We start from the raw sequence: 19,645 nt of genomic DNA on the forward strand, positions 1-19,645 counted from the left end.
CAACCATGACGACGGAACCAAACGCGTCAGCCGGCATTTGATCGAACGTCTGCGGCGTGCCGAGTGCGTTGCGCCGAGGATGACGTCTCAATGCGACCGATCAGCGTCGAGAAGGTAACGGCAGTGAGCAACGAAACGTTCGAAACATCTCCGCAGCCCGGCGTCGCCGAACGCGCCCTCGATACGGCGACCGACATGTCGCGCTCGCTGGGCGAGATGGTGGGGACCCTGAGTGCCGCCGCCGATCGGCTGAGCGAGGCAGCGAAGGAGGCGCGGCGACCCGGAACCGCCCTCTCGACCCTCGCCGCGATCACCCGCGAGGCCCCGCTTGCCAGCCTGTTCGTCGCCTTCCTGTTTGGCGTCGCCGTCGCACGCCGGGGCTGACGGTGATCAGAACAGCCGAGGCCCGCGCCGGTCGAGCTGTGATTCCCATGTCAGCAGCGTTGCGGCGCCAATCATGATCGCAATGCCGGCGACGCTGATCGCCAGCTGCATGGCAAAGCCAGCAAAGACGTCGGTCAGCAGGACCTGGCCGATGAACGCCAGGAGCACGCCGAGACAATACATCGAGAGCGAATTCTCGCCGCATCTGATCATCGCCGTCGTCAATGGGCGGATCGGGCCGCGCCACTGCGGCGGCGCCAGCCGCGAGACCACGAGAGCGAGCGCGAGAAAGTGCAACAGCCGCACCGGCGCCAGATGGCTCTTGTAGATCGGATAGATCAGGCCCGTGACGGCCGACGGGATCAGACCTTCCAGACTCTTGAACTCCCAGCTCAGCGCCATGAACAGGCTGAAGGCGAGATAGCCGAGCGCTACGATCAAGATCGTGCGCGAGCTCAGCACCGGGCGCAGGCGCGCGGCGCCGCCATGGGCATACCAGGCGCCGATGACGAACAGGAGCTGCCAGGCGAACGGATTGAAATACAATTCGCCGCTCGGCCACGCGGGCACCTGCCAGCTGAACAGCTGCACCATCATGTAGAGCAGGACCGACAGCAGGAGCGTCAGGGTCGCGCTCGTCATCATCATCCAGAGAATGAGCGGGAAGCAGATGTGCAGGATCGCGAAGGTCAGCAGGATGTCGGTGTTGACGGGCGCGAACTGCAGCAGCGCCACATGGAGCAGTGTCGGACCGGGCTCACGAAAGAAGAAGCCCGTGTTGGTCTCGTCGACGAAGCGCGTGCCGCCGCCGACGAACCAGACCAGCGCCGCATAGGCCAGCAACAGCACCAGGAACGCCGCGTAGATCTCCCAGGCGCGCCGCAGCGCGCGCACGATCGTCGTCGCCCAGCCCTGCTTTGGCAGCGCTCCGCCGTAGGCGAGCATGCACGTGTAACCGGAGATGAAGACGAACACCTCGGAGGTGTCGCTGAAGCCGTAGTTGCGCAACGTCAGCCAGGCGAGCGAATTGTCGGGCACGTGATCGACGAAGATGAACCACAGCGCCAGACCGCGGCACGCATCGAGCCGCAGGTCGCGACGCCCGTCGCCGATTTCGCCTGCGCCATCGGTCTCCGCCAGCTTTCGATCACCGGCCATCAACACCAGCCTCGTCTCGTGAGCGGGCCTGCGCTGTGAGAAGGCCCGCGTGATCTCAGAAGTCCGCAGGCAGCCGATTGGAACCCTGGAGGTTGCCCGCGAGACGATCCGGTCTTGTTTCAGATTCCATGCGCGATGTCTGTAAACCGAACAGACGCTGTGGACGTTGTTCCCTGCGACAGATTGCACGGAAACCGCGTGCGCCCGGGAACATTGTCGGCATGGTGGTGTTAACCAATTTACCTTCGCACATCTGGCAATTGTTCCAGTCCCGTAGTTGCCCGGATTGATTGTAGGTTGGTTAGACGTTGACTTGCAGTGGAAGTGTTAAAGGGGGGTTCCGTGATCCACCGAGGTGTCCAATATACGGTCGTGGCGACTGCTGAACCGGACATTTGGGAATGGCGGTACGAGTTCGGCGACCAAGTCAAAACCGGACGAACCCAGACGAGGCTTGCCGCCCTCGCCGCACGGCGCGTGAAGTCGAAGATCGACGCTGCGCTCCGAGCCACCCAGACGGCCTCCGTCACTGCGGCCAATGTCGCTGATCGGCTGGATCTGGCGAAGACCACGTCGCACGGCCTGACCTGAGGCGTCTCCGTCGCGACGCGCTGCACTCTCGGATCCATCGGCTGATCCGTGACCTCTCTCCGTTGAGACAGATCAAGGTGTCGGCCGCGCGATCCGTCATGGTCGAGCAATGGAAAACCTCGTTTTTCGCTGCTCCCACACGGGATCGAACGTGCAGATCGGTTTGACGGTGCCACCGTTTGCCGAGCACGACGATGCTTACGAAGCGGTGTCATGCCCGGCATGCGGGCGCCTGCATCTCGTCAACAAGCGCACCGGAAGAACGCTGAGCGACAGGGAGGGCTCGATATGTCCTACGTTGCAGACCAGCTGACCGCCGTCCCTGCGCCCGGCTCGTCTCTCCTGCGCCGGATCAGCGCCTTCTTGAAGGCAATCGTCAGCAAGATCGACCTCCCCGACTTTCCGAGGTCATGCTGCAGCTGAGCGCGGCAAGCCTTGCGCCCTCCGCCGGCTCGTCCCGCACGATGGATGGGACGAGGATCGTTCTTCATGCCAAGATGTTCCCCTCGCGGGTAGCCGTCGCGTCAGCGGCCGGCGTCATGCTCGCCCCCACCATCGAATTGATCGGAGTGACCGGATGCGCCCCTTGGTGATCAGAGTTCTGGCAGTTGCGGCAGCGACCGCGGCGTCGACATCGGCGTGGGCCGCCGATGCGGACCATGGCGCCGATCTCGCCCGGCGCTGGTGCGCGTCGTGCCACCTCATCGAGGGGACTCAGAAGCAGGCCAGCGCCGACGTTCCGTCATTCGCGCAAATCGCGCAGAAGGCGGATTTCACTCCCGAGAAGGTCGCGTTCTTCCTGCTCGACCCACATCCGAAGATGCCCAGCTTCCCGCTCAACCGGCTGGAGGCAGCGGACATCGCGGCCTATATCGGCTCGCTGCGCAAATAGGGAGAAGGCCCGCCGGCGGCCGAACGGCCGCCGATCTCGCATGGTCGCGCCGCACGGTTCAACTCGCGACGAGGACCATGACGAGGAGGACCATGACGAGGCCTTGGCTCTTGAGAGTTGGCTCTTGAGAGTTGGCTCTTGAGCGTTGGCCTCTCAGGACTTGTCCTCTTAAGATTTCGGCTCTGCGGCCTTGCTTGCGGCGGACATGATGCCTGCGGTAATCGTCTTCATGTGCTCGCCGGCATTGGTGAACTGGCTGCGCAGGAACTCCGATTGAATCCGCATCGCCTCCTCGAGCTCGGTCGCATGAACCAGCTTTCGCGCATGCTCGAAGGCGGTCTTGATATTCTGTTCGGTGAGGGTGAGCGCCTGCTTCGACATGTCGGCAGCCGGTCCCGGGACTGTGCCGATCGACTTGCCGGCCGCGTCGAAGAACATCTCGAATGCCCTTTCCGCCTGCGCGATGGTCTTTTCCGCAAGGTCGCGCAGCTCGGCGGGCACTTCCAGTTTGGTTTGGGTCATCGTTTACATCCTCCACGACAACTCCAACTACCACATCCGGGCGCCTTCGTCCCCGTGCAAATGCACGCGACGGCCGCGCACGCGGAGCCCGTCAGGATGCGTCCATGCGCTCACGCGCGATCTGAAGCGAATATTCGATTGCGGCGAGGTGCCGATCGAAGATGCGCCTCGCTCTCTCCTCCGTCACGAGGTCCGAGAGCTCTCGCGCATGTTGCAAAGCAAGATCGAGCAAGATGACCGTCTTCCTGACATCATCGCGGACGAGCGGCCGGGCCGCGTCGAGCGGGCCGGTGCCTGCGATCGCAGCGACAGCCTGCTGGTGAACCGCCACGAAGGCCGCCGGGGACGCGACCGTCCGTGCACGAAACGGAATGATGTTGGACATCGACTCTCTCCGCTGCATTTCGCAACGACGGATCTGATTCAATTTTTCACGTTTATACGCGCGGCATTTTACCGAAGGCTTAGGCCGATCGCAGACGGCACGGCCGGCGTGGTCCCAAAACCAGCGCCGGGATTAACCCGAAAGCAAACGGGATCGCGCCGAAACCGGCTGCTGCCAACAGATGCGGCGGACGGCCACGCCCCTCAGCCGGAAAAGCGACGACGATACTCCGTCGGCGACACACCCAGATGCCGCAGGAATGCACGCCGCATGCGCTCGTCGTCGCCAAAGCCGGCCCGCTTCGCGACCTCGACGACACTCTCGACCTGACGGCTTTCCAGCAGCAGACGGGCCGTCTCGACCCGGAGCGCCTCGACCCCTTGAGCCGGCGTCATGCCGGTCCGGTTGACATAGGTTCGGGCAAAGGTGCGCGGTGTCATGCCGGCCCTCGCGGCCAAGTTCTCGACCCTCAGGTCGCTCGCAATGTTCTCGATGATCCACGCATGCAATGAGCTGAAGCGACCCTCGACGTCCGACGCCTGCGCAGCCAGCACGGTCGAAAACTGACTCTGCCCACCCGGACGCTTCAGGAACACCACGAGCCGACGTGCGACGTCGAGTGCGATGGTGTGACCGAAATCTTCCTCGATCATCGCCAGCGCCAGGTCGATGCCGGCGCTGACACCGGCGGACGACCACACCCGGCCGTCCTGCACGAAAATCGCGTCCGGCTCGACCTTGACGTTCGGAAAGCTGTCCTGCAGGCGCGGGCAGTAGCGCCAATGTGTCGCGGCCCGTTTGCCCTCGAGCGCGCCAACCCAGGCGAGCGCAAACGCCCCGAGGCAGACGGATGCGATACGCCGGGCATCGATGAGCACCTCGCCGATCCATTGCATCGCGATGTCGTCCTGCCGCAGCTTCCAGATGCCCGGCCCGCCAGGGATCAGCAGCGTGTCGACCTCCGTGGGATTCATGGCCGAGAGCGGCTCGGTGTCGATCATCAGGCCGACATCGGTCGGCACCAGCCCGCCCTGCTTGGACACGTAGCTCAGCGCGTAGCCCGGCCCCGGCAGTTCGATCTCGCTGAGCTCGGCAAAGACCTGCGCCGGCCCGGACACGTCGAGCAGCGTCACCCCTGGGAATGCAAAGATCACCAGTCGCCTCTCGGCGCCGTCTCGTCGCACCGCAGCATGCCGGGAGGCGTTGGCAGAATTCGAGGGCATATTGTCCTTTAAGCGATCAGATGACGGCCTGTATAGCTCGACGTGCAGTGCTGGAGTTCACGTGATGTCGCGCAACCTGGAAGGCCGATATTCGACCATCGCCTCGCCCTGGGACGACTACACCGTCTACAGCTTTCCCGACGCGTCCGAGATCGCGGAGCCTGACCGGCTGCCGATCATGGATGCGATGAATTCGATCATTGCTGTTAACTGGAAAGCAGTCGAACCTCACTGGACTGCCGCGGCATCGCCATTCGACAGCAAATACGGTCTCGTTCTGGTCTACGATCCCTTGGGACTGGTGGCCTTCTCGGTCTACCGCGTGATGACCATCGCGCAGCGGCCGGCCATCTATCGCAGTGGAACTGAAGTGCTGCCCGCACACCAGGGTCGTGGCCTGTATGGGTTCTTTACGTCGCAGATCCTCAAGCATCCCGGCTGCGCCGCGCGCAGCGAAGGACTCCTCTACGGTTGGCGAACACGCAATCCGATCGTATGGGCTGCCAACGCGAAGATCTGCGAGAAGGTCGCGCCATCCCTGCTCGACGATGCTGCGGATCCCGAGCTGCAGGCTGCGTGCGTCGAGATGTGTGCACGCCTCTATCCAGGCAAGCCGCTGGAGGTGCCCCGCATGATCATGCGCGGCGCTTATGGTCATATCGAGCATATCCGGCAGGACTATCACGGCACGGCATCGCGCGTGGAGACGGCGATGTCTCGGATCATCCCGGATTCGGCGGACGCGCTGTTCTCCGTCGGCTTTGCGAGGGTGTGATGGCGGTGCTTGGACAACGAGCAGTCGTTTCGTCTCTGCCGAGATTTGCCGATCGCGCCTATGTCGCGTGGGCAACGGTCGCGTTCGCCTACGCAATTGCCTTTCTGCAACGGATGTCGCCGCAGACCGTCGGCCTCGACTTCGTACGCGACTTCGGCACCGACGCCTCCGGCGTTGCGATGCTCGCCTCGAGCTACTTCTGGGGCTACACCCTGATGCAGATTCCGGCGGGCATGCTGGTCGACCGCTACGGCGTCAAGCGCGTGATCCTTTGCAGCATGGCGGCGTCGGTGCTCGGCAGCGCCGCGTTCGCCCTGTCGCCCAACCTGATCGATGTCTTCTTCGCACGCGTGATCACGGCCTGCGGGGACGCGCTGGTGTTCACCGCGCTGTTGAAGCTCGTGGCCCAGAGCTTTTCCGACGAACGCTTCGGGCTGATGTCCGGGATCTCCCAGGTGTCCGGCTATGTCGGCGGGGTCGTCGCCACGACACCGCTCGCGGCCGCCGTCAGCGGGTTCGGCTGGCGCAACAGCTTCCTCTTCATCGCCTGCATCGGTCTTGCGAACCTCGCATGCGCGTCCGTCGCGTTGAAGGCCGCCCCCGCAAACGACAGAGCCCCGACGCTGCGGAGCGTGCTGCTGGCGAGCTGGCATGCGCTCGGATCGGCTGCGACCTGGGGCTGCGCGATGAGCTTTGCATCGCATTTCGCGGTCGTCACCACGCTGGCGGGCGTATGGGGCATCCCGATGGTGTCGCACTATTTCGGCATCTCACCGTCGGCGGCGGGCGGTCCTCTGCTGGCCTTCATGGTCGGCAACGCAGTCGGCTCGATCCTGCTTGGCCACGCGGCGGACCGGACGCGGGTGCTGGAGGCAGCCCTGATCCGCATCAGCCTGCTGCGCATGCTGCTCGTGGCGATGCTGCTTCCGGTTCTGGCCCACGCGTTCGGCCTTCTCTATGTCGGCATGGTGTTCGCCGTGCTGGGCCTGGTGGCCGGCGGCACGGTTCCGCTGATCCTGAAATGCACGAAGCGTCTCTACACGGCGGATCGCATCGGCGTGGGCGCGTCGATCAACACGACGTCCGCCGGCGTTTTCGCCGGGCTCGCGCAGCCGCTCATCGCGTTCGCCATGGTGTCCGCAAGCGGGATCGGCGGGAGTGCGGGAGCGCGCCCGTACACGGTCGCCAATGATGCGGGCTACACGACGTTGATCGCCATTCTCCTGCTGATGTCGCTGCCGGGGATACTCGGCCCGCTGATGATGAGGCGCAAATTGATACTGGCAAACTGAATATAAAGAAAAAGAGAGGGTGAGTATGTCGCGTTTGTTTTTGAGAAAGGACGAAGTTCGATCCGGCCACAGGGCCGGAAGCTGGCAGAGCGTCCTGTTTTCAGAGTTCGAAGCCCAGATGAGCAGCGAAGCCAGACCCTTTCCGTGCGTCTTCGGCGTCGCGGGCTTTCGCGCCGATCAGCTTCGTTATTTGTTCCTCGATCCCATCGACATTGAGGTTCTCGGCCGGCAGCTTGCCCTGTTCGTCTCGGAGAGCCGCTCGCACGGCCCCAATACGTCACTCGTCCTGTTCACGCGCCCGCGCCCGGTCCAGACGCTCGACGCCTACTACAAGAAGTTCTGGCGGATCCTCGATCAGCTCGCGCGCATCGACAAGCAGCCATGGCCTGCGGAGATTCCGCAGACCGTCGATCATCCGATGTGGGAGTTCTCGTTTGCCGGCGAGCCGATCTTCGTCGTCTGCAGCACACCGGCGCATGTGATGCGGCAGAGCCGGCGCTCGAGCGCATTCATGCTCACGTTCCAGCCGCGCTGGGTATTCGAGCGGATGCTCGGCACAGACGAAGCCGCCGCCAAGGCCTTCAGCGAGGTTCGCAAGCGGCTGGCCCCGTTCGACACCACGACGCCGTCTCCCCTGCTCGGCCGCTACGGCAATCCGGAGGGCCGGGAATTCAAGCAGTACTTCCTCTACGACGACAATCAGCCGCCGCCAGCCTGCCCGTTTCACCAGCTCGCCCAGGCCAAGCCGTCGTCCATCGGAGACAAGGAGCAAGCCGCATGACCCAGATCATTGCCGGAACGAAGACCGATTTTGCGATCGATCCCGACATCCTCGCGCTGCTGCCGTCGCAGGGCTGCATCGAGCTGCAGCACGACGCCGCCGGCAAGGTTCACGCTTTCCACACGCACCCCGTCGACGAGATCCTCGTCGTGATCAAAGGGCGGCTGACGTTCCGATGGGAAGGGGGCGAGCGCGTCTGCACCGCAGGCGACAAGATCCTCCTGCCGGCCGGCACGCTGCACGAATCGGAGGCTCTGGATGATGCAATCTACGCAATTGCAATGAAGCCGGTCACAACCACCACCTGTAGTCAGGATGGGTGAGGTCAGGACAGGGGACGATCGGTTTCCGCCTGCGACTCCGACGTCAGCCGCTCGACCATTTCGATCACTTCGATGCGCTGGCCCGGCGCCAGCTTCAGGAAGGCCTTCAGAAGTCGAAGGCTCTCCACCGCTTCGCTCGATGGGGCTCCGAGCTTCGTGTGCAGCTCCGCGATGAATGTCGAATTCTTCATCTCGCACCTTTGGCAGGAAACGGTAATGCCAGTCCTTAGCAAACGTGAAGGCCTTGCACGCAAGGTAGATACTGCAGCAATTGAGGCTGAAAGTCTTGGTCTGACGACTGCGACCCTGATCCTCAGAATGGCCCGCCTGGAAATCGACCGTGCGGAACCCGACCAGGTTGAAAGTATGCCAGCGAACAACTCTTGCAGCAAGCCGAACTGACCAAACGGTCGATTTCGGCGGCACAATTTGAGCTTTCTGGCAGTTTCTGGCTGACGATGCCAGCAAAAATGGTCGTTTATCGAACGAGGGAGGGGGATTACGCCGGAGGTAAGCTTGTCCTCCATATTAGAGGTCTTCTATAGTTCGAGCGGGAGGACTACGGATTGCGGACGCCGCTTTGGCGTCGTGGTCCCCTCCCGCGGCACGGGGGCTGTAGGAAGACCATGCGCACCTATTATTTCGACATGAAGGATGGCATTCCGACGAGGGACCGGACCGGGCTGGAATTTGCGACCAGTGCCGGGGCGATCGAGCATAGCCGGGATCTGGCCCGGCGGCTTCGACACGATCCCCGCATTACCGATCGCAGACTTTCGATCGTGGTGGTCGACGAATCCGGCGCGGAGATTCACCGCGAGCCGGTCTATCCAGCTGCGGTGAAAGTCGGCCTATCCTGAATCTGAGCGGCGCGGCGGCAACGTCCGTGGCCGACAACAATTTCAACTATTCGTAGACAGAACCGGGGCGACTGCAATCAGCGCGAGTATTGCAGCTGGTGATGAGGTTTGTCTCAGCCTGCCTTTGACACCGGCGTTCGTTCCCGAGCGCACACACCGATAGGGCCATGGGCAACCGCCACTCTCGACGCGCCACGCGACATCAGAATCCAAGACAGCGCGGCAGCACGCGACGGACGAGCGCCGTTCACGTCTCCCCCTGAGCATCACAAGCGCAGCCGTTCGGTGCTATTGCTGCTTCTCCCAGAACGAGAGCAGGCCTTGCGAGGCTGAACCACCGATCACGCAGGGAATGCCGACGGCGACCTGCCCCAGGGCCGCCGCGGAGACGCAGCCGAGCGCAAGCGCGCCGACACCGAGTTGTCCCCAGAAATCCATGTTGCGGCGGGCGTCGGAGCCTTTGAGCTTGAGCTCCTCGACCGCAGCGACGGCGTCCTTGCGCACGGCGCCGAGCTGCACCGTATCGGCCGCCTCGACGACCTCTCTCAGCGGCTCCTTGACGGGACCTGTCTGCCGCGCGAGCTCCTCGCGGAGATAATCGCGCAGGCTGGCATCGCGCACCGAGTAGCTGGCCAACGTGTAGCGCGCCATGCTGCCGATGGTCAGCTTGTCGACCGTATCGCGGCTCTTCGACCACGGCAGCATCTGGACGATGCGCTGGATCGGCACCCGCGAGCCGGTCGCGAAGTAGTAACCCCAGAGGATGTCGAGCAGGTCTTGATGCGTTGCGTAGCTGAGCCGGGTATCCAGCTTGCGCTCCTCCTTCTTGAACGGATTTTGCGTCAGCGCGCCACGCAGCTTGTCCATCATGCCCGGCTTGGTCTCCTCCAGCGGGATGTCCATCAAGGTCGGCTGCGTGCCGCTCAGATAGCCGTCGATCATGACCCGGCGACCCGGCATCTTCGGAGCGACCTTGCGCATGAGATTGCGCCAGTCCGGGAGGCCCGAATAGGCGATGGCCCGCACGATCACCCACTCCTCCTCCGGGGGCACGGGAAAGAAGCTGTTGACGAGCTGCTCGGCCTTGGCCGGATTGGAGCCGATCGCACCCGCAATGAAACCTAGATAGATTCCGGAGTTCTCCGGCTCCTTGAAGGTCTGCGAGTGAAACAGCACCCGCACCGCCGCCGGCACATGGGCGTAGTCCGGCTTGGTACGATAATTGTAGATCCAGTTCTGGACGACGCCGAGCGAGGCGCGTGGATCGATCTCGGGGACGACGGCGGCAGCGAGCGCCGATTGAACGAAGGTACAGGCGATGAGGGCCAAAGCGATCGCGCGCATGATCTGCTCCCGACAAACGTTCGCCGGCGACAACGACCGCCGCGGACGAATGAGCACTATGCTGACCAGCGTGTGGCTCGACTCTGCGTCGATTCTGCGACCACCCCCGGTTCCTCCGGCCCACCCTTCGCAGGCGTGATCGCAGGCCAACAAGTCTCCACAGCCCCGACATGATTTGGCCGTCCACCGGCTCTTGCATCACGGCGATGACGAGCAGGCAGGAGCGCACATCATGACCGCCCGGAACTGGCGTCACTCGCGCATCAGCAGACCGCGACCAATCGCGATGCTCGTTGCGGCGCTGTCCGTGCTGACGTCTCCCGTGATCGCAGCATCTGCAGAGGCCGTTGCGGTACAGGGCAATCGGCGCGTCGATGCCCAGACGGTGCGGTCCTATTTTCATCCTGGCGCCGACGGCCGCTACGACGCGGCCGCGCTGGACGCCGGCCTCAAGGCTCTGGTCGCCACCGGTCTCTTCGACGATGTGAAGATCGGCCGCGCCGAGGGCCGGATCGTCGTGCGGCTGACGGAAGCAAAAGTCCTCGATCGCATCGCGTTCGAAGGTAACAAGAAGGTGAAGGATACCGACCTCACAGGCGTAGTGCTGTCGAAGCCACGGGCGGGCCTGCAGCGCGCGACCGTGCAGGGCGACGTGGCCCGCATCCTCCAGGCCTATCACCGGGTCGGACGCGACGACGTCCGTGTCGTTCCCGAGATCATCGACCGCGGCAATGACCGTGTCGACCTGGTCTTCACCATCACCGAAGGCAAGAAGACGCCGGTGCGCACGATCAGCTTCGTCGGCAACAACGCCTATGGCGCGCGGCAATTGCGTGCGGTGATCAAGACCGCCGCGACCAACCCGCTCAGCTTCGTGATCGGCGGCAATGTCTATGATGCCGACCGCGTCAACGAGGATCGCGAGCTGCTGCGGCAATACTATCGCAGCCATGGCTATGCCGATGCCGAGATCTCGAATGTGAGCGTCGACTATGACGCGGCGAGCAGCGGCTACAACCTCGTCTTTGCGGTCGAGGAAGGCGGACTCTACAAATTCGGCGCGATCGATGTCTCCTGCAACGTGCAGGGGCTGTCCTGCGACCGCCTGCGACCGCTGTTGGTTGCGCAGCAAGGCGACACGTTCGACGAGAGCAAGATCGACAAGACGACCGAAGCCCTGACGACAGAGCTGGGCAAGCTCGGTTTTCCGTTCGCCCAAGTCGAGCCGCGCACCGCCCGCAACGCGCAGGCCCGCGTGGCCGACATCAGCTTCCAGATCGAGCAAGGACGGCGTAGCTATGTCGAGCGCATCGAGATCCACGGCAACAAGAATACGCGCGACGATGTGATCCGCCGCGAGTTCGACATCGGCGAGGGCGATGCCTACAACAGGATCCTGGTCGATCGCGCCGAACGGCGCCTGCGCAACCTCAACTACTTCAAGTCCGTCAAGATCACGACGCGGCCCGGCTCGGTCCGGGATCGCGTGGTGCTGGACGTGGAGGCGATCGACCAGCCGACCGGTGATTTCAACGTCTCCGGCGGCTATTCATCCACCGACGGCCTGCTCACCGAGGTCAAGATCGGCGACCGCAACGTGCTCGGCACCGGCAACACGGCACAGGCGGCATTCACATATGGACAGTTCGCGCGCGGCGCCACTTTGTCCTTCACATCGCCCTACGCGATCGGCCGAACCACGCCCGGCGTCGAATTGTTCGCGCGGCAGAGCATGGCAAGCACGTTCCAATCGTTCGGCAACAATACCTATGGCGGCGCGCTCACTCTGGGCATGCCGGTCAGCGAGCAGACGGCCATGCTGTGGCGCTATTCGCTCTACGATCAGAAGGTCGTGCTCGCCCCCGGGCTGTCGCCCGCGGCCGTATCCCTTCCGGTCCGGCAGGCCGTCGCGGCAGGACGGCAGACGGTGTCCCAGCTCGGAAACACCGTCACCTACAGCACGCTCGACAACACCAAGATTCCGACCAGCGGCATCCGCTCTCAGCTGAGCCAGGATCTCGCCGGCCTCGGTGGTGACGTCCGTTTCCTTCGCACCACCGCCGATGTCCGCTACTACCGGTCCATCAACAGCGATCTGACCGGCATGGTCCGCGCCCAGGGCGGCTACGTCACGGGATGGGGCGGGCAGCAGGCGCCGCTGCTCAACAGCTTCTTCGGCGGTCCCACGATGGTGCGTGGCTTTGCGCCGGGCGGCTTCGGACCGCGTGACCTCACACCGGGATCGACGATGGACAATGTCGGCGGCAGCTACTACTGGGCGACCACGGCGGAGCTGCAGAGCAACATTCCGGGTTTGCCCCAGGAATACGGCTTGCGCGCGTCGGCCTTCGTCGATGCCGGCACCGTGTTCGGCTATCGCGGTCCGACCCAGAACGTCCAGGTCGCCAACAAGAACGTTCTGCGCTCCTCGGTCGGCGTCGGCATGACCTGGGCCTCGCCGTTCGGGCCACTCACAGTCGACTACGCGGTGCCGATCAGCAAGGCTGCCTACGACGTCGTGCAGCCGCTGCGCTTCAGCGCAGGCGGCTTCTAGCACGGGCTGGCTCCCGGCGGCGACGTGACGGTCGTCCAGCCGGGTCGACCTCAGTAGGGGTGATAGTAGTGCACCCGCGGACCGTAATACGGATGGCCGTAATACGGACGGACATAGTGCGGCCGAGGTGCGTAGTAGACCTGCGGCGGCCCATAATAGCCGGGCCCGGGATAGTAGCCGGGCTCGTAGTAATAGTAGTCGTCGTGCTGATGCGCGGCGGCGATCGCACCGAAGGTCCCGATCATCGCGCCCATGATGGCAAGGCCGGCGGCCGGATTGCCCCTGTAGACGCGGCGATGCCGGCGACGGGCGCTGAGATCGGTCGCGTCGCCGACAGCCGCCTTCACGATCGCATGCTTGCTGGCCGGGGACGCCGGCTGCGCGAAAGCCGGCGCAGGCGGGCTTGTCATGAGGATCGTTGCCGCGGCGGCTGCAAACGCGATTGTCGCGCGGGGTGAACGGAACAGGTATCGACCGATGAACATGGGCATCCCCCGTCTCTTCGTCCGTGACGGATACAACACTCCAGCACGAACTGCTTGACCTGAATCAACGACACGAGCCGGCCGGGTGCACCGAAGCTCGCGTGACCCCGATGGGGCGTTAGACGCAGCGTCTCGCAGCCGGGTTCAATCTCGACCGCATCAATTTTTTCGCGAACCGGCGGGCGGTTGCGACAAACCAATGCCTGCACGCTCACGACCATTCGAACGAGGCGGACAGGAGATTCCATGGCTTCCGGACTGACACGCGCGATTTTCGGCTCCCTTGTACTTTTCGTCGCGACTTCGTCGATGGCGGCGGCCGGGGAAGGCAGGACCTCGTTGTTCAAGGTCGTGACCGTCAAGGACGAGATCGTCATCGGCCTCAACGGCGATGAGCTGACCGCGATCGGCGGCAACGACGCCAGCGCGGTGGCGCACGCTTTGGCGCAAAAGGGAGACCTCACGGCCTGGCAGTACAATGTCCACCGCGGCCCGAACGGCGAGTTGCAGATGACGCCGTCGGCCAAGATCGGCCTGTTGTCCCATGCGTCGTTGCGGGTCGAGCCGTACAGCACGACCTATGCGGTTGCACCGCATCCGTGAGCGGAACGGGGCGCCGGCCAGCGTTCGCGCCTCCCGATGAGACGCGAGCGCCGGCCACGCCGCGTCAGGTCTGCGTCGGACGGCTCGCTCGGACCGGCTGATCGTATTTTCGGGGGATACGATCTGTGGAAAAGCCATAGACCAGCGCCAGCCGATCCAGGCATTCCTTGAAGCGGCGGGCAAAATAGTCGTTCCAGCGCTGGCTGGCGAGACCGCGCTTCTGGCCGACCTGCTCCATCGTGAGGCCGTGCACCAGGACGTCGTGGGTGATCGCCGCGCCATCGGCCCCGAGCTCGCGCTCGGCCCGGTTCAGCCGCAACACGGCCTGTCGCTGGCCTTCGGTGACCGGCTCGCGCCCTCGGGCGCCGTCGACATGCTCGCGCGACGGATCGATGGCCTGTGGGCCTCGCTCGGCCCGCTCCCAATCGTTCTGGAACGCCCGCCCGGCACGGTATTGAGCGTCGTCGAGCTGCTTGTGCGCATGCAGCCGGCCCAGCGGATCGTTGCGGACCGAGCGCAGCGCGACGATCTTCTCGCCCGGCTCGAGGGCCAGCGGATCGTCGATCTCGACCGGGACCACGTCCGCATTGCGCGGCAGATCGTGCGCGCGGCGGTCATGGGTCTTGGGCATGCGGTGGGGCTTGCTGCGTCGGGGGCGCGCCATGTCTCGTCTCCGGAAAATGGAATGGAAGCAGGTTTGGTCGGCGAAACGCCGGGCTTACGCAGCTGCGACGAGCCGCAGGGTCAGGCGCCCGGCCGGGCGCGCAGCGGTCTCTTCAGGGGGGGTCCGCGTCAGATGGTGGTGCGGCGTGCAGTAGCAGGACCCGGATTGCCGCGGATGGCCACAGAACGTGATCGGGTCGTCGTCCCGGTCGCCGCCGTAGGGGTAGCGGCAGTCATTGGTGCCGAGCTGGTCGAGCGAAAGCAGCCGCGGGCTGATGCCGACCGAGCGCAGTCGGACCGCCGCGGCGGGTTTCGGCGGCGGTGGCAGCGCCATCGGCCCAGCAGCGGCCTGCGGGCTCCGCCGCCGGCCCCCGGCCGCCGCAGACATCGGCCGGGCCTGGGCACGCGAGGATGTCGGGGCGGCCGCAGCGACGAGCCCCATCCGCTTGCCGCGGCCGAGCGTCGCATTGCGCGTATAGGCCGTCCCGAACTGCGCATTGAGGGCGCGCGCGATCGCGGCATAGGAGAGCCCCCTGGCATGGAGCTCGCAAAGCATCTTGGAGTGTGGATCTGGCCAATCGGTGGACTGCATTGTCGCCTCTTCCTTCGGGTCGGGGGCCGTTGGGGCTTGCCCGACGCCTCTTTTTCCGTTATTCCGAAGGAAAAGTCAAGCTTGAGTTCTGATTATTCGAAACATATACTCCTTTCCGAGATTCGCAAAAGAGGTCAAAGCCATGTTGGACGTCGCCATGATCGAGCGTGCACTCGAGAAGCCAGGAAAGACCAAAGGAGGGCTCGCCCGTGCCATGGGCGTGCGCCCCGGCGCCGTCTCCGAGATTCTCGGAGGCCAGCGCCTGATCAAAGCCGCCGAGATCCCCCTGATCACGGAGTATCTGGAGCTGAATTCGGTTCCCGTCATGGGGCGGGTCGGCGCCGGCTCGGTGATCGAGCCGGATTACGAGCAGGTGCCGCTCGAGGGCCTGGGCGAGGTCGCCCTGCCCTTCCCGATCTCCGAGGAGACGATTGCTTTCGAGGTGTCGGGTGATTCGATGCTGCCGAAATACGAGAATGGCGACGTCATCGTCGTCTACCGCGAGCAGCGCCACCCGCTGTCGAGCTTCTACGGCGAGGAGGCTGTGGTGCGCCTCAAGTCCGGCGAGCGCTACCTGAAGACCATCGAGCGCGGCAAATCGCCATCGGTCGTCAATCTCAAGAGCTTCAACGCCAAGCCGATCGTCGGCGTCAAGCTGGACTGGATCGGCGAGATCTTCGTCACCCTGCCACGCGGCCAGATCTCGCGGATCCGCGCCAAGGCGGCCGCCAAGTCCCGCGCCCGCGCGGCAAACAAGTAAGACTCGAGGCCGGATGCAGGGGAGGTCGAAGCACTTCCCCTGCATCCCCTCCCTCCAGGGGAGGGTAGGCAGCGCGCCTGTGGCGCCGTCGTGATCGACAGTTCTGAGCGACATATGGGGGATGTGCGTCCATAGCCTCGCGGCGCCCAGGCGTCCGAGTGATACAGTGGTCTCACCCTCTTCAAACGAGAGGGTGCAGGGAAGGCCGGACCTCGACTGAGGCCCGTGGCCCGCCTGCTCAAAAAAATGCAGGCGGCAGGTACCACAGGTCCAGCCGGAACGATCCGGCCCTCCCTGCGCGATGGTTTTCACGGCTGCTTCGCGTTCTCCCCGGTGCGCCGGGCTTGTTGGTCACCGTCACCCACGCGGCGCTGTCAGCGCCGGCGCAGGCTTGATACCGGCATCGGAGTATCAGGACCGCGCGACTTGACCGTACGAGCCGGTGTTGTTCGTCGGCGCGAATGACCACGCTGCAAACCGGCTCGCCCATCACTCCCCGCCTCCACGTGTCGTGACGACCGCGATACGCCCCTTGCGATGAGGCGGGATGCGTCTAGACAATCACGAATTCCGAAAAAAAAGAAAGAAGAATTTTTCGCTCCGGCGGGGCGGATCGGAGCAATGCGCTGAAGCCTCGCCCGAAACAAGCGTTTCCACACACGTCGTCTGCAGACGATCGAAAGCCATGAAACGGACCATCGAGCGGGCGCATCGCCCCTGATTTGCCCGACGAGCGCGACGCCGCCTCCGACTGCCGACCGGGATGTCCATGGCGTTGACGATGTCGCGCAAGCGGATTGATCCCGATCAAGGACCAGGCGCCGCGCCGGAGCAAACTCGTCGTCAACCTGTGGCTGCACAGGCAGGAAATGGGGGAAACACCATCATGGGAAACGCCATGCGGAGATATCTTCTTGCCTTTACCTTGGTGATCGCCGCACTCGGCTTCACGTCGTCGGCACGTGCGGGATGCTGGCCGAACGAAAATTTCCACCTCGTGTGCTGGCTGGATACCTATGGAACGGCGTGCGAAGCGCACCACGCGCTGACCAGCGTCAGAGCCGTGCTGTATCCGGAGCCGCGCTACTCGTACTATGAATTCGAGGTTTCGCACTGGTGGACGGCCCACAAGACCGTGGCCTGTCCACCGAATCAAAAGACGACGTTCAGCGGTGTCTGGGACCGGGAAACCGGAAAGGCGGAGGAAACGGCGACCACCGGCATTTCGTCGGTGACGAGGCGAGTCTATTGCAGCAACAATCCCTGGACGGGCCAGGGGCCGCCGGCGGTGCCGATCTGCTCATATCCGGCCGATGATCCGAACGTGGGACTGCCCGTCAGTTCGGCGATGCTCACGCAAAGCCAGCGAGACGATCTGCTTCGCGTTCAGGAGCCGTTGCATACCCGTTGCCAGCAGATCAAGCCGCTCGAGGACGAGGTGTCGTGGCTGAACGGCCGCCCCATCGTCGAGGTGGTCGCGTCCCACCATGAGTATCAGAAGCTCGAATGGCATCTGTGGTTCATGGACTTCGGCGAGTTCGGACCATGGCATGAGGTCGCGGCACCGAAGCCGAAGGGCCCCTTGATCTGGAAGGGCACGACCTATACCGAGCGCCGCATTGCGACATCGAGGCACAGATACTGGCTGAACAAGCCCGGCCGCTGGAAGGTGGTTGCGAAGCCGAAGCCGACCGCGGCGGCGGCGCAGGCGATCCCGATCAGCGTGACCACCGAATGTCCCGGCGCGACGTTCAACGTGCAGTGATGCGCGATGGCGCGGTCTTGATGGCGTGCGGGAACATGCTTCCGCACGCCACGTTACATCGCCTGGACTATATCTGCGGCTGATTCAGGTGTGGTCGTGGCCGCGCAGGCTCGGGATGGACTCGGCTGAGGCGAGGGTGGAGGAGAGAGCGAGGACGGCGAAGACGGACTGAGCAATTTGGGCAAGTGCATGATGACCTCCTTCCTGACAAAGCTAGTGACTCAATCTCAGTTCGAAGCAGCGAGGTCACCCTCCCCCGGGAGGGACCCTGCATCCGGACCGAATCAAGCCTTGACAAAATTCTGATTTAACGAAATAATGGAGCGATCACAGTCAGCCGAAGGCGAACCGGCACTCCATGCAGTATTTCGTCGTGATGATCGACTATGGCCGGCGCGGACGCGAGGCCGTGGTCGATCCTGAAATGACCCGGCGCGACGTCGTTGCACGCATCGCGTCGGGCGAATATTCGAACATCAGCTTCATCCACGAGATCGTCGACCGGTCGGTTGCCGACATCACCGCCGACATCATGTCCGAAGCCGCCCTGCCCAAGATCGATGGGCGGGACGCCGACCTGCAGGCCGCCCGGTTCGATCACCTCCGCGACCTACGCAAGCATGAGCAGGTCTGATCCGACCGCGCCGGCCCGTGTCGGATCCGGCGACCGGATGGACGCCAGATCACACCAGAAAGACGGTCGAGCCGGTCGTCTTGCGCGCCGCGAGATCAGCGTGAGCCCGGGCCGCCTCCTTCAGCGGGTAGGTCTGGTTGACCTCGATCTTCACCGCGCCGGACTTGACGACGTCGAACAGCTCGTTGGCCATCGCAACCAGACTCTCGCGTTTGGCCGCGTAGGTGAACAGCGTGGGCCGGGTCACGAACAGCGAGCCCTTCTGCGCGAGAAGCCCGAGGTTGAGCGGATCGACCGTGCCGGAGGACTGGCCGAACAGCACCGCATAGCCGAGCGGCGCGAGGCAATCGAGCGACTTCAGGAACGTGTCCTTGCCGACGGAATCATAGACCACCGGCACCTTCTTGCCGCCGGTGATCTCGTTCACGCGGGCAACGAAGTCCTCGCGGGAATAGACGATCGTATGCGCGCAGCCATGCGCCCTCGCCAGTTCCGCCTTGTCGTCGCTGGAGACCGTGCCGATGACGGTGACGCCCAGATGCTTGGCCCACTGGCTGAGGATGAGCCCGACCCCGCCGGCGGCCGCATGCAGCAGAATGGTCTCGCCGGCCTTGACCCGGTAGGTCTGGCGGATCAGGTACTGGGCGGTGAGGCCCTTGAGCATCATCGCGGCAGCCGTCTTGTCGTCGATCTCGTCCGGCAGCTTCAGCAGCAGCGCCGCCGGCATCAGCCGCGCCTCGGAATAGGCGCCGAGCGGCGACGAGCCATAGGCGACCCGATCTCCGACCTTCAGGTCCGTAACCCCCTCGCCGACTTCCTCGATCACGCCGGCGCCCTCGCTTCCCAGGCCGCTGGGCAGCTGGACGGGATAGAGACCCGACCGATTGTAGATGTCGATGAAATTGAGCCCGACCGCCGTGTGGCGGATGCGCGCCTCACCCGGGCCCGGCTTGCCGACCTCGACCTGCTCCCAGCTGAGGACCTCGGGACCACCGGTCTTGTGGAAACGAATGGCATTCGTCATGTGACGTTCATCCTCCCTGTCTGACGCCCGGAGGT

Annotated in this window: 24 protein-coding genes; 14 read left to right on the forward strand and 10 right to left on the reverse strand. The window is 64.1% G+C overall.

Annotation, left to right across the window (positions count from 1 at the left end):
* Positions 1 to 123: 123 nt before the first annotated feature.
* Positions 124 to 384: a hypothetical protein gene (locus QXZ94_RS16225; protein ID WP_315726310.1), complete on the forward strand. Its 261-nt coding sequence runs from the start codon at positions 124 to 126 to the stop codon at positions 382 to 384.
* Positions 385 to 390: 6 nt separating this feature from the next.
* Here the strand turns inward: QXZ94_RS16225 and QXZ94_RS16230 are convergent, their stop codons facing one another.
* Positions 391 to 1,542 (reverse strand): OpgC domain-containing protein, encoded by a 1,152-nt coding sequence (locus QXZ94_RS16230; RefSeq protein ID WP_315721248.1) that lies wholly within the window; start codon positions 1,540 to 1,542, stop codon positions 391 to 393.
* Positions 1,543 to 2,421: 879 nt separating this feature from the next.
* Here QXZ94_RS16230 and QXZ94_RS16235 point away from each other — a divergent pair.
* Together QXZ94_RS16235 and QXZ94_RS16240 are read left to right on the forward strand one after the other, a co-directional pair.
* The gene (locus QXZ94_RS16235; protein ID WP_315721249.1) at positions 2,422 to 2,556 is read left to right on the forward strand and encodes a hypothetical protein; all 135 of its coding nucleotides are present in this window, start codon (positions 2,422 to 2,424) and stop codon (positions 2,554 to 2,556) included.
* 154 nt (positions 2,557 to 2,710) lie between these two features.
* Positions 2,711 to 3,025 (forward strand): c-type cytochrome, encoded by a 315-nt coding sequence (locus QXZ94_RS16240; RefSeq protein WP_315721250.1) that lies wholly within the window; start codon positions 2,711 to 2,713, stop codon positions 3,023 to 3,025.
* Between the two features lie 168 nt (positions 3,026 to 3,193).
* On the opposite strand, the gene QXZ94_RS16245 is transcribed toward QXZ94_RS16240, so the two are convergent.
* The 3 genes from QXZ94_RS16245 to QXZ94_RS16255 all read right to left on the reverse strand — a co-directional run bounded on the left by QXZ94_RS16245 (position 3,194) and on the right by QXZ94_RS16255 (position 5,155).
* Complete coding sequence (locus tag QXZ94_RS16245; protein ID WP_172112587.1) at positions 3,194 to 3,547, reverse strand: phasin; 354 nt, start codon at positions 3,545 to 3,547, stop codon at positions 3,194 to 3,196.
* Between the two features lie 91 nt (positions 3,548 to 3,638).
* Positions 3,639 to 3,932, reverse strand: a complete 294-nt coding sequence (locus tag QXZ94_RS16250; protein ID WP_315721251.1) for a hypothetical protein — start codon at positions 3,930 to 3,932, stop codon at positions 3,639 to 3,641.
* Between the two features lie 203 nt (positions 3,933 to 4,135).
* Positions 4,136 to 5,155, reverse strand: a complete 1,020-nt coding sequence (locus tag QXZ94_RS16255; RefSeq protein ID WP_315721252.1) for a GlxA family transcriptional regulator — start codon at positions 5,153 to 5,155, stop codon at positions 4,136 to 4,138.
* On the opposite strand from QXZ94_RS16255, the gene QXZ94_RS16260 reads away from it, so the two are divergent.
* From QXZ94_RS16260 to QXZ94_RS16275, 4 genes are all read left to right on the forward strand, one after another.
* Positions 5,136 to 5,930 (forward strand): hypothetical protein, encoded by a 795-nt coding sequence (locus QXZ94_RS16260; RefSeq protein WP_315721253.1) that lies wholly within the window; start codon positions 5,136 to 5,138, stop codon positions 5,928 to 5,930. The genes QXZ94_RS16255 and QXZ94_RS16260 overlap by 20 nt on opposite strands.
* Positions 5,930 to 7,222: an MFS transporter gene (locus QXZ94_RS16265; protein WP_315721254.1), complete on the forward strand. Its 1,293-nt coding sequence runs from the start codon at positions 5,930 to 5,932 to the stop codon at positions 7,220 to 7,222. The genes QXZ94_RS16260 and QXZ94_RS16265 overlap by 1 nt, the downstream gene beginning before the upstream one ends.
* A 118-nt stretch (positions 7,223 to 7,340) precedes the next feature.
* Positions 7,341 to 8,003, forward strand: coding sequence for a YqcI/YcgG family protein (locus QXZ94_RS16270; RefSeq protein ID WP_246739252.1), 663 nt, complete (start codon positions 7,341 to 7,343; stop codon positions 8,001 to 8,003).
* On the forward strand, positions 8,000 to 8,326 hold the full coding sequence (locus QXZ94_RS16275) for a cupin domain-containing protein (protein ID WP_315721255.1): 327 nt from the start codon (positions 8,000 to 8,002) through the stop codon (positions 8,324 to 8,326). Before QXZ94_RS16270 ends, QXZ94_RS16275 begins: the two co-directional genes overlap by 4 nt.
* A 2-nt stretch (positions 8,327 to 8,328) precedes the next feature.
* Here QXZ94_RS16275 and QXZ94_RS16280 read toward each other — a convergent pair whose 3' ends face one another.
* Positions 8,329 to 8,517, reverse strand: coding sequence for a hypothetical protein (locus QXZ94_RS16280; RefSeq protein WP_172112580.1), 189 nt, complete (start codon positions 8,515 to 8,517; stop codon positions 8,329 to 8,331).
* Between QXZ94_RS16280 and QXZ94_RS16285 the strand changes: the two genes are divergently transcribed.
* Together QXZ94_RS16285 and QXZ94_RS16290 are read left to right on the forward strand one after the other, a co-directional pair.
* On the forward strand, positions 8,498 to 8,728 hold the full coding sequence (locus tag QXZ94_RS16285; RefSeq protein ID WP_246739251.1) for a hypothetical protein: 231 nt from the start codon (positions 8,498 to 8,500) through the stop codon (positions 8,726 to 8,728). The genes QXZ94_RS16280 and QXZ94_RS16285 overlap by 20 nt on opposite strands.
* Positions 8,729 to 8,952: 224 nt before the next feature.
* Entirely contained in the window at positions 8,953 to 9,186 is a 234-nt protein-coding gene (locus QXZ94_RS16290) for a DUF6894 family protein (protein WP_315721256.1), read from the forward strand.
* Positions 9,187 to 9,474: 288 nt separating this feature from the next.
* On the opposite strand, the gene QXZ94_RS16295 is transcribed toward QXZ94_RS16290, so the two are convergent.
* A complete protein-coding gene (locus QXZ94_RS16295; protein ID WP_172112578.1) occupies positions 9,475 to 10,530 on the reverse strand; it encodes a hypothetical protein in 1,056 nt (351 codons plus the stop codon).
* Between the two features lie 232 nt (positions 10,531 to 10,762).
* On the opposite strand from QXZ94_RS16295, the gene bamA reads away from it, so the two are divergent.
* Positions 10,763 to 13,084 carry an outer membrane protein assembly factor BamA gene (gene bamA / locus QXZ94_RS16300; protein WP_315721257.1) on the forward strand — a complete coding sequence of 774 codons (2,322 nt, stop codon included), beginning with the start codon at positions 10,763 to 10,765 and terminating at the stop codon, positions 13,082 to 13,084.
* Positions 13,085 to 13,134: 50 nt separating this feature from the next.
* Here the strand turns inward: bamA and QXZ94_RS16305 are convergent, their stop codons facing one another.
* A complete protein-coding gene (locus QXZ94_RS16305) occupies positions 13,135 to 13,569 on the reverse strand; it encodes a hypothetical protein (RefSeq protein ID WP_315726311.1) in 435 nt (144 codons plus the stop codon).
* Between the two features lie 246 nt (positions 13,570 to 13,815).
* Between QXZ94_RS16305 and QXZ94_RS16310 the strand changes: the two genes are divergently transcribed.
* Positions 13,816 to 14,172, forward strand: a complete 357-nt coding sequence (locus tag QXZ94_RS16310) for a hypothetical protein (protein WP_172182358.1) — start codon at positions 13,816 to 13,818, stop codon at positions 14,170 to 14,172.
* A gap of 64 nt (positions 14,173 to 14,236) precedes the next feature.
* Here QXZ94_RS16310 and QXZ94_RS16315 read toward each other — a convergent pair whose 3' ends face one another.
* Both QXZ94_RS16315 and QXZ94_RS16320 read right to left on the reverse strand, forming a co-directional pair.
* Positions 14,237 to 14,836 carry a DUF6456 domain-containing protein gene (locus tag QXZ94_RS16315; RefSeq protein WP_315721258.1) on the reverse strand — a complete coding sequence of 200 codons (600 nt, stop codon included), beginning with the start codon at positions 14,834 to 14,836 and terminating at the stop codon, positions 14,237 to 14,239.
* A 54-nt stretch (positions 14,837 to 14,890) separates the two neighbouring features.
* Positions 14,891 to 15,427, reverse strand: a complete 537-nt coding sequence (locus QXZ94_RS16320; RefSeq protein ID WP_315721259.1) for a GcrA family cell cycle regulator — start codon at positions 15,425 to 15,427, stop codon at positions 14,891 to 14,893.
* A gap of 142 nt (positions 15,428 to 15,569) precedes the next feature.
* Between QXZ94_RS16320 and QXZ94_RS16325 the strand changes: the two genes are divergently transcribed.
* From QXZ94_RS16325 to QXZ94_RS16335, 3 genes are all read left to right on the forward strand, one after another.
* Positions 15,570 to 16,187, forward strand: coding sequence for a helix-turn-helix transcriptional regulator (locus tag QXZ94_RS16325; RefSeq protein WP_315721260.1), 618 nt, complete (start codon positions 15,570 to 15,572; stop codon positions 16,185 to 16,187).
* 769 nt (positions 16,188 to 16,956) lie between these two features.
* Positions 16,957 to 17,952, forward strand: coding sequence for a hypothetical protein (locus QXZ94_RS16330; RefSeq protein WP_315721261.1), 996 nt, complete (start codon positions 16,957 to 16,959; stop codon positions 17,950 to 17,952).
* Between the two features lie 358 nt (positions 17,953 to 18,310).
* Positions 18,311 to 18,586 (forward strand): hypothetical protein, encoded by a 276-nt coding sequence (locus tag QXZ94_RS16335; protein WP_315721262.1) that lies wholly within the window; start codon positions 18,311 to 18,313, stop codon positions 18,584 to 18,586.
* A 49-nt stretch (positions 18,587 to 18,635) separates the two neighbouring features.
* Here the strand turns inward: QXZ94_RS16335 and QXZ94_RS16340 are convergent, their stop codons facing one another.
* Positions 18,636 to 19,610 (reverse strand): quinone oxidoreductase, encoded by a 975-nt coding sequence (locus QXZ94_RS16340; RefSeq protein WP_315721263.1) that lies wholly within the window; start codon positions 19,608 to 19,610, stop codon positions 18,636 to 18,638.
* Positions 19,611 to 19,645: the final 35 nt, after the last annotated feature.

Origin of the sequence: Bradyrhizobium sp. SZCCHNS2022, assembly GCF_032377575.1 — a bacterium.
In the GTDB taxonomy this organism is placed as follows: domain Bacteria; phylum Pseudomonadota; class Alphaproteobacteria; order Rhizobiales; family Xanthobacteraceae; genus Bradyrhizobium; species Bradyrhizobium aeschynomenes.

Bases quoted from the DNA above. Each gene is read 5' to 3' on its own strand.
- QXZ94_RS16230 (WP_315721248.1), bottom strand. From the start codon at position 1,542: ATGGCCGGTGATCGAAAGCTGGCGGAGACCGATGGCGCAGGCGAAATC.
- QXZ94_RS16235 (WP_315721249.1), top strand. From the start codon at position 2,422: ATGTCCTACGTTGCAGACCAGCTGACCGCCGTCCCTGCGCCCGGCTCG.
- QXZ94_RS16240 (WP_315721250.1), top strand. From the start codon at position 2,711: ATGCGCCCCTTGGTGATCAGAGTTCTGGCAGTTGCGGCAGCGACCGCG.
- QXZ94_RS16245 (WP_172112587.1), bottom strand. From the start codon at position 3,547: ATGACCCAAACCAAACTGGAAGTGCCCGCCGAGCTGCGCGACCTTGCG.
- QXZ94_RS16250 (WP_315721251.1), bottom strand. From the start codon at position 3,932: ATGTCCAACATCATTCCGTTTCGTGCACGGACGGTCGCGTCCCCGGCG.
- QXZ94_RS16255 (WP_315721252.1), bottom strand. From the start codon at position 5,155: ATGCCCTCGAATTCTGCCAACGCCTCCCGGCATGCTGCGGTGCGACGA.
- QXZ94_RS16265 (WP_315721254.1), top strand. From the start codon at position 5,930: ATGGCGGTGCTTGGACAACGAGCAGTCGTTTCGTCTCTGCCGAGATTT.
- QXZ94_RS16270 (WP_246739252.1), top strand. From the start codon at position 7,341: ATGAGCAGCGAAGCCAGACCCTTTCCGTGCGTCTTCGGCGTCGCGGGC.
- QXZ94_RS16275 (WP_315721255.1), top strand. From the start codon at position 8,000: ATGACCCAGATCATTGCCGGAACGAAGACCGATTTTGCGATCGATCCC.
- QXZ94_RS16285 (WP_246739251.1), top strand. From the start codon at position 8,498: ATGAATGTCGAATTCTTCATCTCGCACCTTTGGCAGGAAACGGTAATG.
- QXZ94_RS16280 (WP_172112580.1), bottom strand. From the start codon at position 8,517: ATGAAGAATTCGACATTCATCGCGGAGCTGCACACGAAGCTCGGAGCC.
- QXZ94_RS16290 (WP_315721256.1), top strand. From the start codon at position 8,953: ATGCGCACCTATTATTTCGACATGAAGGATGGCATTCCGACGAGGGAC.
- QXZ94_RS16295 (WP_172112578.1), bottom strand. From the start codon at position 10,530: ATGCGCGCGATCGCTTTGGCCCTCATCGCCTGTACCTTCGTTCAATCG.
- bamA (WP_315721257.1), top strand. From the start codon at position 10,763: ATGACCGCCCGGAACTGGCGTCACTCGCGCATCAGCAGACCGCGACCA.
- QXZ94_RS16305 (WP_315726311.1), bottom strand. From the start codon at position 13,569: ATGTTCATCGGTCGATACCTGTTCCGTTCACCCCGCGCGACAATCGCG.
- QXZ94_RS16310 (WP_172182358.1), top strand. From the start codon at position 13,816: ATGGCTTCCGGACTGACACGCGCGATTTTCGGCTCCCTTGTACTTTTC.
- QXZ94_RS16315 (WP_315721258.1), bottom strand. From the start codon at position 14,836: ATGGCGCGCCCCCGACGCAGCAAGCCCCACCGCATGCCCAAGACCCAT.
- QXZ94_RS16320 (WP_315721259.1), bottom strand. From the start codon at position 15,427: ATGCAGTCCACCGATTGGCCAGATCCACACTCCAAGATGCTTTGCGAG.
- QXZ94_RS16325 (WP_315721260.1), top strand. From the start codon at position 15,570: ATGTTGGACGTCGCCATGATCGAGCGTGCACTCGAGAAGCCAGGAAAG.
- QXZ94_RS16330 (WP_315721261.1), top strand. From the start codon at position 16,957: ATGGCGTTGACGATGTCGCGCAAGCGGATTGATCCCGATCAAGGACCA.
- QXZ94_RS16335 (WP_315721262.1), top strand. From the start codon at position 18,311: ATGCAGTATTTCGTCGTGATGATCGACTATGGCCGGCGCGGACGCGAG.
- QXZ94_RS16340 (WP_315721263.1), bottom strand. From the start codon at position 19,610: ATGACGAATGCCATTCGTTTCCACAAGACCGGTGGTCCCGAGGTCCTC.